The sequence below is a fragment of the Pantoea sp. B9002 genome (assembly GCF_013385945.1).
Classification (GTDB): domain Bacteria; phylum Pseudomonadota; class Gammaproteobacteria; order Enterobacterales; family Enterobacteriaceae; genus Pantoea.
In genome coordinates this window covers 105,930-120,245 of the sequence record NZ_JACAPA010000027.1, presented here as the reverse complement: position 1 = coordinate 120,245, position 14,316 = coordinate 105,930, and the positions used below count along the sequence as shown (strand labels likewise).

Annotated in this window: 11 protein-coding genes; 8 read left to right on the top strand and 3 right to left on the bottom strand. The window is 53.6% G+C overall.

The features are described 5' to 3' along the window. Position 1 precedes the first annotated feature (1 nt). The 8 genes from HX773_RS14800 (at position 2) to HX773_RS14765 (ending at position 6,369) form a co-directional block, all read left to right on the top strand. A complete protein-coding gene (locus HX773_RS14800) occupies positions 2 to 805 on the top strand; it encodes an amino acid ABC transporter ATP-binding protein (RefSeq protein WP_176972153.1) in 804 nt (267 codons plus the stop codon). 14 nt (positions 806 to 819) lie between these two features. Then, complete coding sequence (locus HX773_RS14795) at positions 820 to 1,176, top strand: cupin domain-containing protein (protein WP_176972152.1); 357 nt, start codon at positions 820 to 822, stop codon at positions 1,174 to 1,176. Between the two features lie 193 nt (positions 1,177 to 1,369). Beyond that, on the top strand, positions 1,370 to 2,272 hold the full coding sequence (locus HX773_RS14790) for a metal ABC transporter substrate-binding protein (protein WP_176972151.1): 903 nt from the start codon (positions 1,370 to 1,372) through the stop codon (positions 2,270 to 2,272). Further along, entirely contained in the window at positions 2,269 to 3,075 is an 807-nt protein-coding gene (locus HX773_RS14785) for a manganese/iron ABC transporter ATP-binding protein (protein ID WP_176972150.1), read from the top strand. Before HX773_RS14790 ends, HX773_RS14785 begins: the two co-directional genes overlap by 4 nt. Then, positions 3,059 to 3,922: an iron/manganese ABC transporter permease subunit SitC gene (sitC, locus tag HX773_RS14780; RefSeq protein WP_176972149.1), complete on the top strand. Its 864-nt coding sequence runs from the start codon at positions 3,059 to 3,061 to the stop codon at positions 3,920 to 3,922. The genes HX773_RS14785 and sitC overlap by 17 nt, the downstream gene beginning before the upstream one ends. Continuing rightward, on the top strand, positions 3,915 to 4,751 hold the full coding sequence (locus HX773_RS14775; RefSeq protein WP_176972148.1) for a metal ABC transporter permease: 837 nt from the start codon (positions 3,915 to 3,917) through the stop codon (positions 4,749 to 4,751). The genes sitC and HX773_RS14775 overlap by 8 nt, the downstream gene beginning before the upstream one ends. Before the next feature lie 143 nt (positions 4,752 to 4,894). Beyond that, complete coding sequence (gene abiEi, locus HX773_RS14770) at positions 4,895 to 5,452, top strand: type IV toxin-antitoxin system AbiEi family antitoxin (RefSeq protein ID WP_176972147.1); 558 nt, start codon at positions 4,895 to 4,897, stop codon at positions 5,450 to 5,452. Then, entirely contained in the window at positions 5,449 to 6,369 is a 921-nt protein-coding gene (locus HX773_RS14765) for a nucleotidyl transferase AbiEii/AbiGii toxin family protein (RefSeq protein ID WP_176972146.1), read from the top strand. The genes abiEi and HX773_RS14765 overlap by 4 nt, the downstream gene beginning before the upstream one ends. Before the next feature lie 26 nt (positions 6,370 to 6,395). On the opposite strand, the gene HX773_RS14760 is transcribed toward HX773_RS14765, so the two are convergent. The 3 genes from HX773_RS14760 to HX773_RS14750 form a co-directional block, all read right to left on the bottom strand. Next, complete coding sequence (locus HX773_RS14760; protein WP_176972145.1) at positions 6,396 to 7,070, bottom strand: RraA family protein; 675 nt, start codon at positions 7,068 to 7,070, stop codon at positions 6,396 to 6,398. A gap of 8 nt (positions 7,071 to 7,078) precedes the next feature. Then, entirely contained in the window at positions 7,079 to 7,996 is a 918-nt protein-coding gene (locus HX773_RS14755) for an ABC transporter substrate-binding protein (RefSeq protein ID WP_176972144.1), read from the bottom strand. Positions 7,997 to 8,240: 244 nt separating this feature from the next. Beyond that, positions 8,241 to 14,219 (bottom strand): autotransporter outer membrane beta-barrel domain-containing protein, encoded by a 5,979-nt coding sequence (locus tag HX773_RS14750; RefSeq protein WP_176972143.1) that lies wholly within the window; start codon positions 14,217 to 14,219, stop codon positions 8,241 to 8,243. Positions 14,220 to 14,316: the final 97 nt, after the last annotated feature.

Sequence of the window (14,316 nt, the reverse complement as noted above, 5' to 3'; positions counted from 1 at the left end):
GATGATTGAGATTCGTGATGTGCACAAAAAATTCGGCCCGGTCGAAGTGCTGAAAGGCGTGAGTTTTAACGTCAGCGAAGGCGAAGTGGTCTGTTTGATCGGCCCGTCCGGTTCAGGGAAATCGACCATTTTGCGCTGCATTAACGGCCTCGAAACTTACGAAGGCGGCGACATTAACGTGCTGGGCCAGCGCGTTAATAACAAACATAAAAGCATCAACGATCTGCGTCGTCAGATCGGCATGGTGTTTCAGCGCTTCAACCTGTTCCCGCATCGCAGCGTGTTGGAGAACGTGATGGAAGGCCCGATGCACGTTAATGGCGAACCGCGGCATGTGGCGGAGAAGCGCGCCAAAGATCTGCTGGCGATGGTTGGGCTGGCGGAGAAGATCAACGCGTGGCCGACGCAACTTTCCGGCGGTCAGCAGCAGCGCGTAGCGATTGCCCGCACGCTGGCGCTGCAACCGAAAGCGATATTGTTTGATGAACCTACCTCAGCGCTCGATCCGGAACTGGTGGGCGAAGTGCTGCAGGTGATGCGCAATCTGGCGCGTGAAGGCATGACGATGATTGTGGTCACCCATGAGATGCAGTTCGCGCGCGAAGTCGCCGACCGCGTCTGTTTCCTGCACAGCGGACAGATTGTCGAACAAGGCCCCGCCGATCAGATCCTGCTTTCACCGCAGGAACCTCGCACGCAGGATTTCCTGCGCCGCGTGCTGGGCAACGTGGTTTCCACCACCTGCGCCTGCTGCCGTAGGGTCGCCATTCATGGCGACCTGGATCCTCAACCGCACCACACTTAATTCAGAGGAAAATAATGAAAGTCCAAAAAATCACCCAACCCGCCGCTATCGCAGTGATGGAAGATTGGGGCAGCGTCGAAGGTTTGCCCGGCACCGGCAGCATTGCGTTATCCGGTATTCAGAAAGTAATTCCCGGTAAAGAAGATATCGATACGGGAATATTTGAATGCGGCGTCGGCTCCTATCGCCGCTCGGTGAAACAGGCCGAAATCATGCACTTCCTCAACGGCAACGGCTCTTTCACGCCGGATGGCGAAGAGACGCTGCACTTCAAGCCCGGCGATTCGTTGTTCTTTGAAGCCAATACCGAAGGCACCTGGGTAATTGAAAACACCATGCGCAAGTTGTATGTGATTTTTGACGCCAGCTGACTGATGCGCTGCCTATCTAAACGTGAATTGCTGACCGGTGCGCATGAATGTGCACCCTACAAAATCCTGCCTTTATTTTCCGTTCCCCTTTCGTAAATTTTTGTCTTTGCACTGGCGTTGTGAACAAAAATGACTCATACAGATAGCATCAGCTATATATTATAGCATTGGCTATATTCCTCTGGAGATGATCATGTTTACTCAACGCCTTTTGCCTGCGATTGCCGTCCTGCTGTCACTCAGCGCGTTTACCGCGTCAGCGGCTGAAAAACTCAAAGTGGTGACCACCTTTACGGTGATCGCCGATATGGCGAAAAACGTCGCGGGCGATGCGGCGGACGTGACGTCGATTACCAAAACCGGTGCAGAAATCCACGAATACCAACCCACGCCAGGCGATATTCGTCGGGCGCAGGGTGCCAATCTGATTTTGGTAAACGGCTTTAATCTGGAACTGTGGTTCAGCCGGTTTTACCAGCGTCTGAACGATGTGCCGCAGGTGACCGTGACGCAAGGCATTGAACCGATGGGCATTACGGAAGGTCCGTACAATGGCAAACCCAATCCGCATGCGTGGATGTCGCCGGATAATGCGCTGATCTACGTCGATAACATCCGCAACGCGCTGCAGAAATACGATCCCGCCAATGCCGCGATTTATCAGGCCAACGCTGAGCGCTACAAAGCGCAGATTCAGCAAACCATCGCGCCGATGCGTGCCGCTATCGACAAGCTGCCCGCCGATAAACGCTGGCTGGTGACCAGTGAAGGTGCCTTCTCCTATCTGGCGCGCGATTTCGCTTTGAAAGAGCTCTATTTGTGGCCGATTAACGCCGATCAGCAAGGTACGCCGCAGCAGGTGCGTAAAGTGATCGATGCGGTGCGCGATCATCAAATTCCTGCCATCTTTAGTGAAAGCACCATCTCTGCCAAACCCGCGCAGCAAGTGGCGCGTGAAGCCGGCATTCATTACGGCGGCGTGTTGTACGTCGATTCGCTGAGCAACAGCGAGGGTCCGGTGCCGACCTATCTGGATCTGCTGCGCGTCACCACCGAAACCGTGGTGAAAGGCATCACAGAAGGAAGCCAGAAATGAACCCAGCCGCAGGATTAATCGTCGAGAATGTGGGTGTGACCTACCGCAACGGCCACACGGCGCTGCGTAAAGCCTCTTTTAGCGTGCCCGCGGGCAGCATCACCGCGCTGATTGGCGTCAACGGCTCCGGCAAATCCACGCTGTTCAAAGCGATCATGGGATTTGTGCCGCTCTCTTCGGGCGCGGTAACGCTGGCCGGTTTGCCGGCCAATAAGGCGCTGAAACACAATATCGTGTCCTATGTTCCGCAGTCGGAGGAAGTGGACTGGAGCTTCCCGGTACTGGTGGAAGATGTGGTGATGATGGGCCGTTACGGCTATATGGGCATGCTGCGTATTCCGCGTGCCGCCGATAAACAGAGCGTTGACCAGGCGCTGGAACGCGTGGGAATGAGCGCTTATCGCCATCGTCAGATTGGCGAGCTGTCGGGCGGGCAGAAGAAACGCGTTTTTCTGGCGCGCGCGCTGGCGCAGAGCGGTCAGATTATCCTGCTGGATGAGCCGTTTACCGGCGTGGACGTCAAAACCGAAGCCGCGATTATCACCCTGCTGAAGGAGCTGCGCGACGAAGGCCGCACCATGCTGGTTTCCACCCACGATCTCAACGCCATCCCCGATTTCTGCGATCGCTGCGTACTGGTGAAAAATACCGTGCTGGCGAGCGGCTTACTGCATGACACTTTCACCGCCGATAATCTGGCGCAGACCTTTGACGGTGCGCTGCATGAGCGTAACGCAGTGTTGATGCAGCTGATGAAAGACAAAAATCCTGACCGGGGAGCGAACCATGTCGTGGATTATTGAGCCGTTTGGCTATCAATACATGCTGAATGCGATGTGGATCGCCGCGCTGGTCGGCGCGATTTGCGCCTTTCTCTCCTGCTTCCTGATGCTGAAAGGCTGGTCACTGATCGGTGATGCGCTGTCGCACTCGATTGTGCCCGGCGTGGCGGGCGCGTATATGCTTGGATTGCCCTTTTCGCTCGGCGCGTTTCTGTCCGGCGGGCTGGCGGCGGGCAGCATGCTGTTTCTCAATCAGCGCACGCGCTTAAAAGAAGATGCCATTATTGGCCTGATCTTCTCGTCGTTTTTCGGCATCGGCCTGTTTCTGGTGTCGCTCAATCCCACGTCGGTGAATATTCAAACCATCGTGCTGGGCAATATTTTGTCGGTCGCGCCTGCTGATATCTGGCAGCTCGGCGCGATTGGCTTTATCACCCTGACCATTCTGCTGCTGAAGTGGAAAGATCTGATGGTGACCTTCTTCGACGAGAGCCACGCGCGTTCACTCGGTTTGAATACCCTGCGGCTGAAGATTTTGTTCTTTACCCTGCTCTCGGCGTCCACCGTCGCCGCGCTGCAAACCGTCGGTGCCTTTATGGTGATTTGTCTGGTGGTGACGCCCGGTGCAACCGCCTATTTGCTGACCGATCGTTTTCCGCGCCTGTTGCTAATCGCCGTGACCATCGGCAGCGTCACCAGTTTCCTCGGCGCATGGAGCAGCTACTTCCTCGATGGCGCGACCGGCGGTGTGATTGTGGTGGCGCAAACGCTGGTGTTTTTAGTGGCCTTTGTCTTCGCGCCAAAACATGGTGTGCTGGCTTCGCGCCGCCGTGCGCGTCAGACCATGGAGGACGGCGTAAATGGCTGAGTTATTGTTGAGTCCTTTCCAGTTCGAATTCATGAACATGGCGCTGATCACCACCTTAATACTGTCGCTGCCGTGCGCGATGCTGTCGGCATTTCTGGTGCTAAAAGGTTGGTCGTTACTCGGTGATGCGATGAGCCACGCGGTATTTCCCGGCGTGGTGATCGCCTGGCTGATTGGCTTGCCGTACGTCATTGGCGCGTTTGTCGCTGGCATGGTGTGCGCCGTCGCAACCGGCTACATCAGCGAAAACAGCCGCATCAAACCCGACACGGTAATGGGCATCGTCTTCTCCGGCATGTTTGGCGCCGGTTTGGTGCTGTATCTGAAATTGCAGCCCGAAGTGCATCTCGACCACATCTTGTTCGGCGATATGTTGGGCATCAGCCTGGCGGATATCATCCAGACTGCGGCCATCGCGGTGATTGTTAGCCTGCTGATTGGCATCAAGTGGCGAGATTTGCTGCTGCACGCGTTCGATCCCAATCAGGCGCGCGCCTGTGGCATCAACGGTAAATTGATGCATTACGGCTTGCTGTGTTTGATCTCGTTAACCATCGTCGCCGCACTGAAATCGGTGGGCGTGATTCTGTCGATTTCGATGCTGATCGCGCCTGGCGCTATCGCTTTGCTGCTGGCGCGTCGTTTCGTGCAGGTGATGCTGCTGGCGATTGGCATTGCGGTGGTGACGGGTTTCAGCGGCGTGTACGCCTCGTTCTTCCTCGATAGTGCGCCGGGCCCAACCATTGTGGTGATCTACGCGGCGCTGTTCGTGCTGGCGTTTTTGTATGTCACGGTAAGGGATCGGCGCACGCAGCAAGTGCATGTGTGATGATTTTGGTCGCCAGTAAATTAAATCACCTCTAACCCCTCATCTTTGAGGGGTTGAAAGCAACTTATCTTGACTCACTCTATTTCACTCCCTACTCTTATGTTAATGCGAACCCATTAAAAGTGAGGGGTTGAGTTTAACTTATGAAAAGACTTGAGCTGATCAATAAGCTCGCCGAGATGGATCGTAAAGGCATTTATGTGCTGCCAAAAAAGGATCTCGCGAAGCTCTTCCCACTTGAATCCGACAAATCGATGGAGCAATCGTTGAAGCGGATGGTCGATGACAAGTTGCTGCAGCGAGTCGCGCGTGGCCTGTATGTGAATCCGAACGCTTCATCCAGAAACCGCTGGATGATGGAAGAAATTGCTAAAGCACTTCGTCCGGGAAGCATGTCTTATGTGAGCCTTGAATCAGTATTGTCGGAATATGGAGTAATTTCTCAGATTCCCATCAATCGCATGACATTAATGACCACCGGTGCGAGTGGTTTAATTGATACGCCTTATGGCACCATTGAATTCACCCATACCAAACGTAACGTTGCGCAAATTGTCAAAAATACCCTGGTCGCTAAAGGTCGGCCTTTACGCATCGCAACCCAAAGTGCAGCAATTCGTGATCTGTTACGCGTAGGACGAAACACCAATATGGTGGAAGAAGAAGCTATGCAAGCATACCAGGAAGGGGAAATTGCATGATCATTGATAAAACCGATTTTAATCAACTCGTCGATTTAGCGATGGCTAATGCCTCACTGTCAAAGATGCGTCCGGTCGTTGAAAAGGAATTGCTTCATTATGAAATTTTTCATGCACTTGATGCTGAAGGGTTGCTAAAAGACATTGTATTTCAGGGAGGAACATCACTAAGACTGTGTAGAGGATCAGATCGCTTTAGCGAGGACCTCGACTTTGCTGGTGGTAGCGACTTCTCAGCAGATAGCATGCAAAAAATTAAAACCTGTGTTGAGAAGCGAATCGGCGAGCGATTTGGGCTTAATGTCGTGGTAAATAATAAGCCCGCTAAAGTGGGAGAAGACGGTATAAATCACGTTCGCGTGGAAAAATGGTGGATCTCTATTGAAACCGCCCAGGAAAATCCCGCCATGCCACGTCAGAAAATAAAATTAGAAATCGCCAATATTCCTGCCTACACCCGTGAATTAGTCGCGCTTAGAGTCAACTATGATTTTTTAGTCGGAATGCCGGTCGTGTTGGTTAACGCGGAAACCCTTGATGAAATCCTGGCAGACAAAGTATTGGCCTTCCCTACTTCACTACTCGATAACCAAGGAAGAGCTGTGGCTGCAGACTCGGTGAAAATTCGTCATCGTGATATTTGGGATCTGGCTTGGTTGATCACTCGTGGAGCGAAGCTCGTTCCTGAACTCGTCACGTCAAAAATCAAAGATTATGGGGTGATTAATTACTCCGGCTTAGTTGAGCATGCAATCAAACAACTTCCGGATATTATCAGGAGCCGCGAATTTAATGCTCAAATGAGTCGTTTCATTGACTCAGCCACACTAGCACGAACCCTTTCAGTTGAAAGTTATCTCAATTATCTGGATACATCTGTGCGTGGTTTATTTATGGAAATGAAAGCGGCCCTTTAAAGATACAGATTACTATTAATATCGCCCTACGATGGAAACTCGCAGCCCAACTCGCGCAATTTCTTCTCGACCCAATCGCGTTTATTGCGCCCTTCGGCGATGGCCTGCAGTTTGGCGATTTCACCGCTGTGGCGCGCGCTGGCCAACTCGTGAATCTCATCAATGTGATCAAAAGGCACGCACAGCACGCCATCATCATCACCGACAATAAGATCACCCGCTTCAATCACCATGCCATTTAACGAAATCGGCACATTCACTTCGCCGGGGCCGTCTTTATAGGGCCCGCGATGCGTGATGCCCGCCGCATACACCGGCAAAGCATTGTTGCGGATACTCAGGCTGTCGCGCACTGCGCCGTTAATCACCACGCCAGCGATGCGCTTCTTCGCCGCATACGTCAGCATCAGCTCGCCGACAATCGCGTTGGTCACATCACCACCGGCGTCCACCACAATCACATCGCCGGGTTCAGCGATATTTAACGCGTAGTGCACCAGCAAATTATCGCCAGGCCGACACTTAACCGTGAGCGCGGCACCCGCCATGTAGCCACCGGCGTGATAAGGCCGCAGATTGGCCCCGCCCGCCGTCAAGCGCTGCATGGCATCGCTGATATTCGCCACTGGCAAATCCTGATAGGCCGCAATCTGCTGCGCACTGGCTTTGCGCGTTCTGCTAACGATGCGGAATCCGCTCATACCTTTTCCTATGACTGTTTAGCGAACACGTCTTCATTGAGTTTGGCTTCTTTCACCGCGCCGTAGCCGATGAACCAGTGATCGAGAATTTTTTGGTAAGTGCCATCCTGAATTAACGAGTTCAACGCCGCCTGAACCGCCTTCTCTATTGGCGATCCCTTCGGTAATCCGATTGACATTGGTGGTTCCTGCACGCTGATTTCACCGGTAATTGCCAGATTTTTCAGCTGCGCGGCCTGATACGCCAACCCTTCCCACGGACCGTAATAAAACGACGTTCTGCCGCTTAATACCGCGACTACGCCATCAGGACGGCTCGGGAATACTGCAACGTTGATCGCCGGTTTATTTTCACTGATGCAGGTTTTGCTGGCTTCGTTGAGAAACTCAATCTGCGCCGTGCCCACGCCTGCGCCGACGGTTTCGCCGCAGAGTGCAGTTAAGCGGGTAAACGGCGGCACGTTTTTATCTTTCCGCGAAATCACCGCCTGGCGTGAACTGTCGAAATAACTAACGAAGTCGATTTGCGCAAAACGCTTTTGGCTCGGTCGAATATTTGACAGCACCGCATCAAAGCGACCGGTTTTTAAGCCTGGAATAATGTTGTCGAAGCCGCCGGTATCTTTCCAGATGACTTTCAAACCCAGACGCTGACCAATCGCATTCATGATATCGACGTCGCGACCGGATAAGGTTTTATTATCTTCCAGGAAAAACGTGGTGGGCGGTGTATTAGGATTGGTTCCGGCAATCACATAACCTTTCTGAATGATCTCTTGCGGTAATAAAGACTGTAATTTTGCATCAGGTTTCACCTGAAAATTAAATTTAGCCGCAACGCCCGCCTCTTCCTGCGCATAAACGGATGCCGTTAATAATGCAGACGATAGAATAGCTCCCGATAAGAGAGATTTAATATTAAGCATGATTTACCCCAGGTGAAAAATAGGAAGTAGTAATAATTAATTCTTATAATGCAAGGGGTTGAAACCCTTTCAAGTACCATACAAGATCGGGTTAAAAGGATGAAATTCATAATCAGCATATAGATAGCGATAAATGTTTATTTCACAATGAAATAATCAATAATTACTGCTGCATATGGCATATCGCCCATGCTGAAGAGTTCAGCATGGGCGATATGAAGAGAACATTTTGATGCGCTAAATGTTAAAACGACCACCTCACGCCCGCGTTATAGCGCCAGCCTTTGGCGCCGTTGCCGTCGATCTCTTTGCGGTAATCCGCTTCGGCATACAGCGCAACGTCGTTATTCAGCGTGGCGCTGCCGCCTAAGCCGACATCCCACATCTGACCAAACTTCCCGCTCTCAAAGGTTTGGCTGCCTTCCGCATCTGCCGCACCGATTTTGGTTTTCGCGGTGCCGCCCCAGCCTTTGTAGTAGTTGGCGCGAACATACGGCGTGTAGGCATTCTGGCTGGCGTCCAGCCAGGTGCGATCGAGGCGCGCGCCGAGTCGGCCGATGGTTTGATCGTAATCGTTGTACGACACGCGCGTGCGATCTTGATCGGTGAAGCTGTCCATCTTCATCTGCAGCCAGGTGATTTGCGCCTGCGGTTCGAGGCGCACGCCGTTGGCGAAGGTGAACGGATAGCCCGATTCCACCGACGCCGTCCAGCCGTTGCCTTTCGGTGATGCCACCTCTTTCTGCCGGGCGATGTCGGTTTCACCGCGATACCAACCCCAACTCAGCGAGCCATCGAGGTAGAATCCGCTGTCGCGCAGCCAGGTGCCGTACAGCGAAATGCTGTCGCTGTCGAAGCTGGTGGAGCTGTAACCGTCGGCTGCGTGAGGACGAATGCGTGTGTTACCGCGCGTATAGGCCACGCCGCCGCGCAAGCTGTCTTGCGGGCCGTCGGCGCGCAGCACGTTGCCGCCCAGTTGCACCGCGCTGTAATCCAGATCGAAGTCGTAGCCGTAATCGGCCAAACCGCGATTGCTTTGATATTTCAGATTGGAGCCGAGATAGCGGATAAACATCTCGCCGCCCACGGCATCGGACGCGGTTTGCTGCTGACGCAGTTCGCCAAGACGTTTATGCAGATCGTCGGTCACCGCCAGCGAGTAATACGCCAAACCAACCGGCGCGGAGATGTAAGACGGCACCTGCGGCGTCACGGCCAGCCGCGCGGCACGCTGATTGCTGCCCGCTTGTGGCTGGCACAGCGAACCGTCTTCACAGACAAAGGTGTTAGCGAGTCGATAATCCCACGCACCGGATGTTGAACTGCCCGGCGCGAAGCTGGCTAAACCGTATTGCCACGGCCCGGACGCCACATAGCCGCTCTTGAGCGCAAAACTGGTTGCGCTGGCGCTGCCGGTTACCTGCGCCAGCGACACGCCTTCGTTGGCGGCAATCACGCCGTCGCGATTGCTGTCCAGCTGCGGGCCGCCGATCAGCGTGTCGTCGATAAAAGTGGTGCCCGACACATTGCCGTTTACGCGCAGGTTGTCGCTCTGCGTGGCGGTAGAGTTGAGTTTCAGGCTGCCGCCCGCCGATGCCAGTTCGCCATCAATGGTTAAAACATTCGCCGCCGCGTTGCCGCCGTTGGTGAGATCCAGCGTACCGGCGTTCTTAACTATCAGCGAATCATCGGTCGCGCCTTGCAGCAGCGGATTGACGTTATCGCCGGCAAACAGCGTACTACCGGCGTCGATATTGATGGTGCTGTGCGCCAGTTTGATGTTGTCGGTTAGCGTCCATTGGGTGGCGAAGAAGTTGAGCGTGCTCCAGCCCGCGCCGAGGTTGGTGCCTTTGCTGGCATCATCGCTGGTAAACGAGCCGCCGCGCGCCGTCAGTTCGCTGAGGTTGAGCGTGCTGCCTGCGCCGTTTTCGGTGGTGATGTGACGGGTGTCGGTCAGGCTAACTTTCTGCACCGTCGCCTGATTCGCCGCACCCTTGCCCATCGTCAGGCTGCCGTTCAGCGTGCCGCCGGTCACCACCAGTTCATCGCTGCCGTCGCCGGTATTTACATCGCCGATCACTGAACCATCCAGCAATGCGATAACATTACTGCCTGCGCCGCCCGCCACCACCACTTGATCCGGGAACGGCGCGTTGATGGTTCCCTGATTGATGAAGAGCGTTTGCCCGCCGCGCAAATCAATCAGCGGCGACACGCGACTTTGTGAACTGATTGTTCCCTGATTGATCACCTGGCTGGCATTGCGGGTGACAATCGCCGACCCGCCATCCGCATCGAGAATGTCGATCACGCCGCGCGAAATCACTTTTCCGTCGGTGTTAGCGCGAATGCCAGTACCTTCACCCGACACCACAATCGAGTAATCTTTACCCAGCACCAGACTGTTGGTGGTGCTGACTCCATCGACATTTTCGAAAAGGTAGCCTGTGCCGTTGCCAGCCACATTGATGTGCACTTTACCGTTGGGATCCAACGACGTCACTGAACGCACACCATTGCCGCCGTAAACATCCAACACCACGTTTTTCAGAGAGATATTAGTGCTTTCGGCAATATTGTTGATCGCGCTACCGCTGCTGTAGCTGAGAATAGTGATGTCGCTGGCTTCAAAGCCGCGTGCACCCGGCTCCAGCCGCACGCCATCCGCACCGCCTCGCGCCTGAATGGTGCTTGCGGCCTGCCCATCGCCAACAATATTTAGCCAGCCAGCGTTACCGACACGTATCGCTGCGATGCCATCATCAACCTGCAAACGGCCTTTTATCGGCACGTATTGGTTATAGCCGCTGCCGACATCGACACCGATGCCGGAAGCAATGAAGATGCTGCCACGATTGGTCAAATGGCCGCCGTTGTAGATGCGCGCGCCGGTGCTATTGTAACCGGTGAAATTCACCGAGCCTTGCTGCTGATTGACGAGGCGCGCGCCTGAACTGACGTCAAACGCGGTAATATTGTCTGCGCTGCCGGTGATGGGTGCGGCGACGGACACTTGCGTTCCGCCGCCACTGGCGATTGCCGCCGTGCTGAATTCACCATGCATCGCAATGTTACTGGTGATGAAAGCTTTTGCAGTGTCGCTGGCACGCAGCACGGTGACATTTTTGCCCGTGGTGAAGTAACTATCGGTGCTGGACACCAAAGCGCCCGGCCCGCTGACATCGATGCCGGTGATGCTGTTTCCATATAACGAGACGCTGCCCGGCGTTGCGGCATCCAGCCTCGCACCATTAACGATCTCGTACAACAGCGCATTATCGGCTCCGACTTGAGTAACGCCGCCGTGGGTGATCAAGCGCGTTCCAGGATCGGCGGCACGAAAACCGAATTGGTTGGGATCGTGAAACTCCACGCGATTGCCATCACCCAACTCCAACAAGCCGCCAGCAAATACCGATCCTGCCATCGCGTTAGTGCCGTAAAGATTGATAGTGCCGCTTTGGTAGATCCGCGCCAGCTCATTAAAGGCCACCACACCTTTGCTGGTGAACAAGTTCATGCCATCGACGCTATAAACGTTCAACAAACCGTTGTTGAATACCTGCGTCAAGGTTTGCCCATCACCGTATTGCGGATCTCCATTGGCATACAGGCCGGTACTGTTGCCTGTCACGGTAATTACGCCACGGTTAAAGGCAAACGCGCCAGATTCCGCCCGAATCCCGGTGGTGTTTCTCCCGCCTAAAGTGATGTCGCCGGTGTTAATCAATTGCGCCTGATTTTTGACGATCAACGCTTCCTGATTATTGGCAACACCGCTCAGTGGCGCATGGTTGATCAACAACGTATCGGGATTGAACTGTGTTGCCGGATTGATGGCTTCGCCTAATAAGGTGTATTTGTTGCCGTCGGCAATGGCGGCCGTCGCGCCGATGCCAAGCAATTTGATGCGCGCATTGGCATCTATGGTGGCTTGCGCACCATCGGTAATTTCAATGCCGCGCGCATACATGCCAGAAATATTGAACCTGCCGCCATTAGTGTTCACGTCAGTGTACTGGCCGCTGCCATATACGCCGGTGGCGAAGCTGTTGGTCATCGACAGCGTGCGGCCTGTGCCATCGAAGTCTGCGCCATCCTCAACGCGGAAAATCGTGCCGCCGTAAACCGATGAGAGATAACTGCCGTTGGCGGGTAAATTGATTCTGGCGTTGGGACCAATGGCGTAGAAACTGATTTGTCGTCCGGTGAACAGACTTGAGCTGGGAACGGAAACGGGAATTGAATTGGCGCTGACATCAATGGCGGCACTGCCTTCCGCGCGAATACCAATCCCGTTGGTGCCGCCGAGGCGAATCGGCCCGGTAAGATTGGCGTAGGCGGTGCCGCCGGGATCGCCCTTCACCCAAACCGCCGTGTTATAGGATGTTCCGTAGCGATCGCCATCGCCGAGAACGTTAATCGCACCGCTGGAATATGCCTCGGAATCATTGCCATCACGTGCGATGACTTTAAGACCGGTGCTGTTGAAGCCATTCACATTGATGGCTCCGGCATTGATCACTTTGTTGCTAAGGCTGCCGGAATCGAGCACCAACATGCCAACGTTTTCTGCCGGATTGGGCTGCGCCTGGCCGTTGATATCAATCACGCCGTTGTTGATGGTAGTCGCGTGCGGAGCCAGTTCCACGCGCATGCCCGTGGCATTTTGTACTTTGGAGCCGATAACAATATGGCCGTTATTGATGGCGCTGGAATCAAGCAGTTGCGAGATGCCGTTAACGCCGCCGCTCATGTTGACCGCGACATCTTGCGTGGCATCATTTTTGCGATTTTGCGGTGAACGTCCGATGTAAATCGTGCCGTCTTTGGCGTTCACAAAGCTACCTTGCCCATCGCTGCTCGGCATCACGCCAGACGCTGAGCCACCGTTGGAAACGTCACTGACGCCGACATTGATATTACCGTGATTGACTACCTTGCTGTTGTAGGTGGTGATGCCCGCGCTGTATCCAGCACCGGGTTGCAGATTGATCACGCCACGATTGATAAATTTGCTGCCATACGCGGCGCTAACCGCGGTTCCGCCGTTGCCGATAGTGCTGAGATCCACGCCTTTGCCATCAGCGTTATTAAGGAAGCCGCTGTTGATCACGCCGTTATTGAATCCACGCGCGCCGTGCAGCAATTCCAAACCCGAACCGGTGCTGGAAAGCTTGCCGTCGATAATCGCTTTCGCGCCGTTGCTGGCGCGCATTACCGCGCTATCGCTGTTCACCACTTCGAGCGTTTTGCCACGATTGATTTTGACTGTCGCTTTTGGCCCATCAGCGCTGAGTACCACTTGATCGAATATCGGCAACGCCACTTCATCATCGTAATTGTTGGTGCTCATGCGATACACCACGCGACCATCGCGCAGTTTAAAAGCTTTATTAAATTCGGTGTTGTAGTTATCGGTAATGATGTTGCCGTTGGAGAGTTGACCAATCAGCCAGTCATTGTATTTGCGCAATTCGTAGAGATTAGTGACGTTGAATTGTGTGGTGCCACCATCGTAAGTGCCGACGCTAAATTCACCGGCATATTCCACCACGTTGCCGACATCGTAAGCTAAACGATCGCCACCATACGGTGTGGTGCCCGCGGTAAAGATGATGCGGTTGTTAGAATTCCAGTTCAAATTCCCTTTCTTACTGGCGGTAAATAACTGGCTTTGCTTCACTGCCATCGACCAGCTATTACTGGAGGAATTGATTGCGGCATCGTGCTTGCCAATATCGACGTTCAAGGTTCCGTTGCTGACTGACGCAACACGCGCATCGATATATTGTTTGTCATTCACATCAAAATAATCTGGCACGACGGTTTGGAGATCAACCGAAGGTAAATCAACCAGTTCTGCGCTATTAAACACCTGATAATTGTTATAGGTATGATAATTGGGATCGAGAATGCCAATGGTGTGATTTTGCGGCCCAATTTGTAATCGTTCCGCACCAATCACATTGTCATTGATAATACGGCCAATCGATCGCAACTCGCCAATCGTAACGCTGCCCACGCCACTTTCACCGGGCGCGAACTGCGGCAATCCGTTCAGCGTTTGCGTGCTGCCATTGCAAAGACAATAAGCGCCAACTTTATTGTCATTCACTTCAGGCGTGTAAGGTCTTAATATCGCAGCCGTTGTCGGCAACACAGGGAACATCACGCCTTGCGCAGCCACAAGGCTTAGTAACACCGGATTTAATTTAAACACGTTGTTTTCCTCATGCAGAGAAAAGACAAAACGCGTACGGCAGAATGCCAATACGCTTCAGAGGTATTTAAGTGATTGAATTATTTTGTTTCAGGTT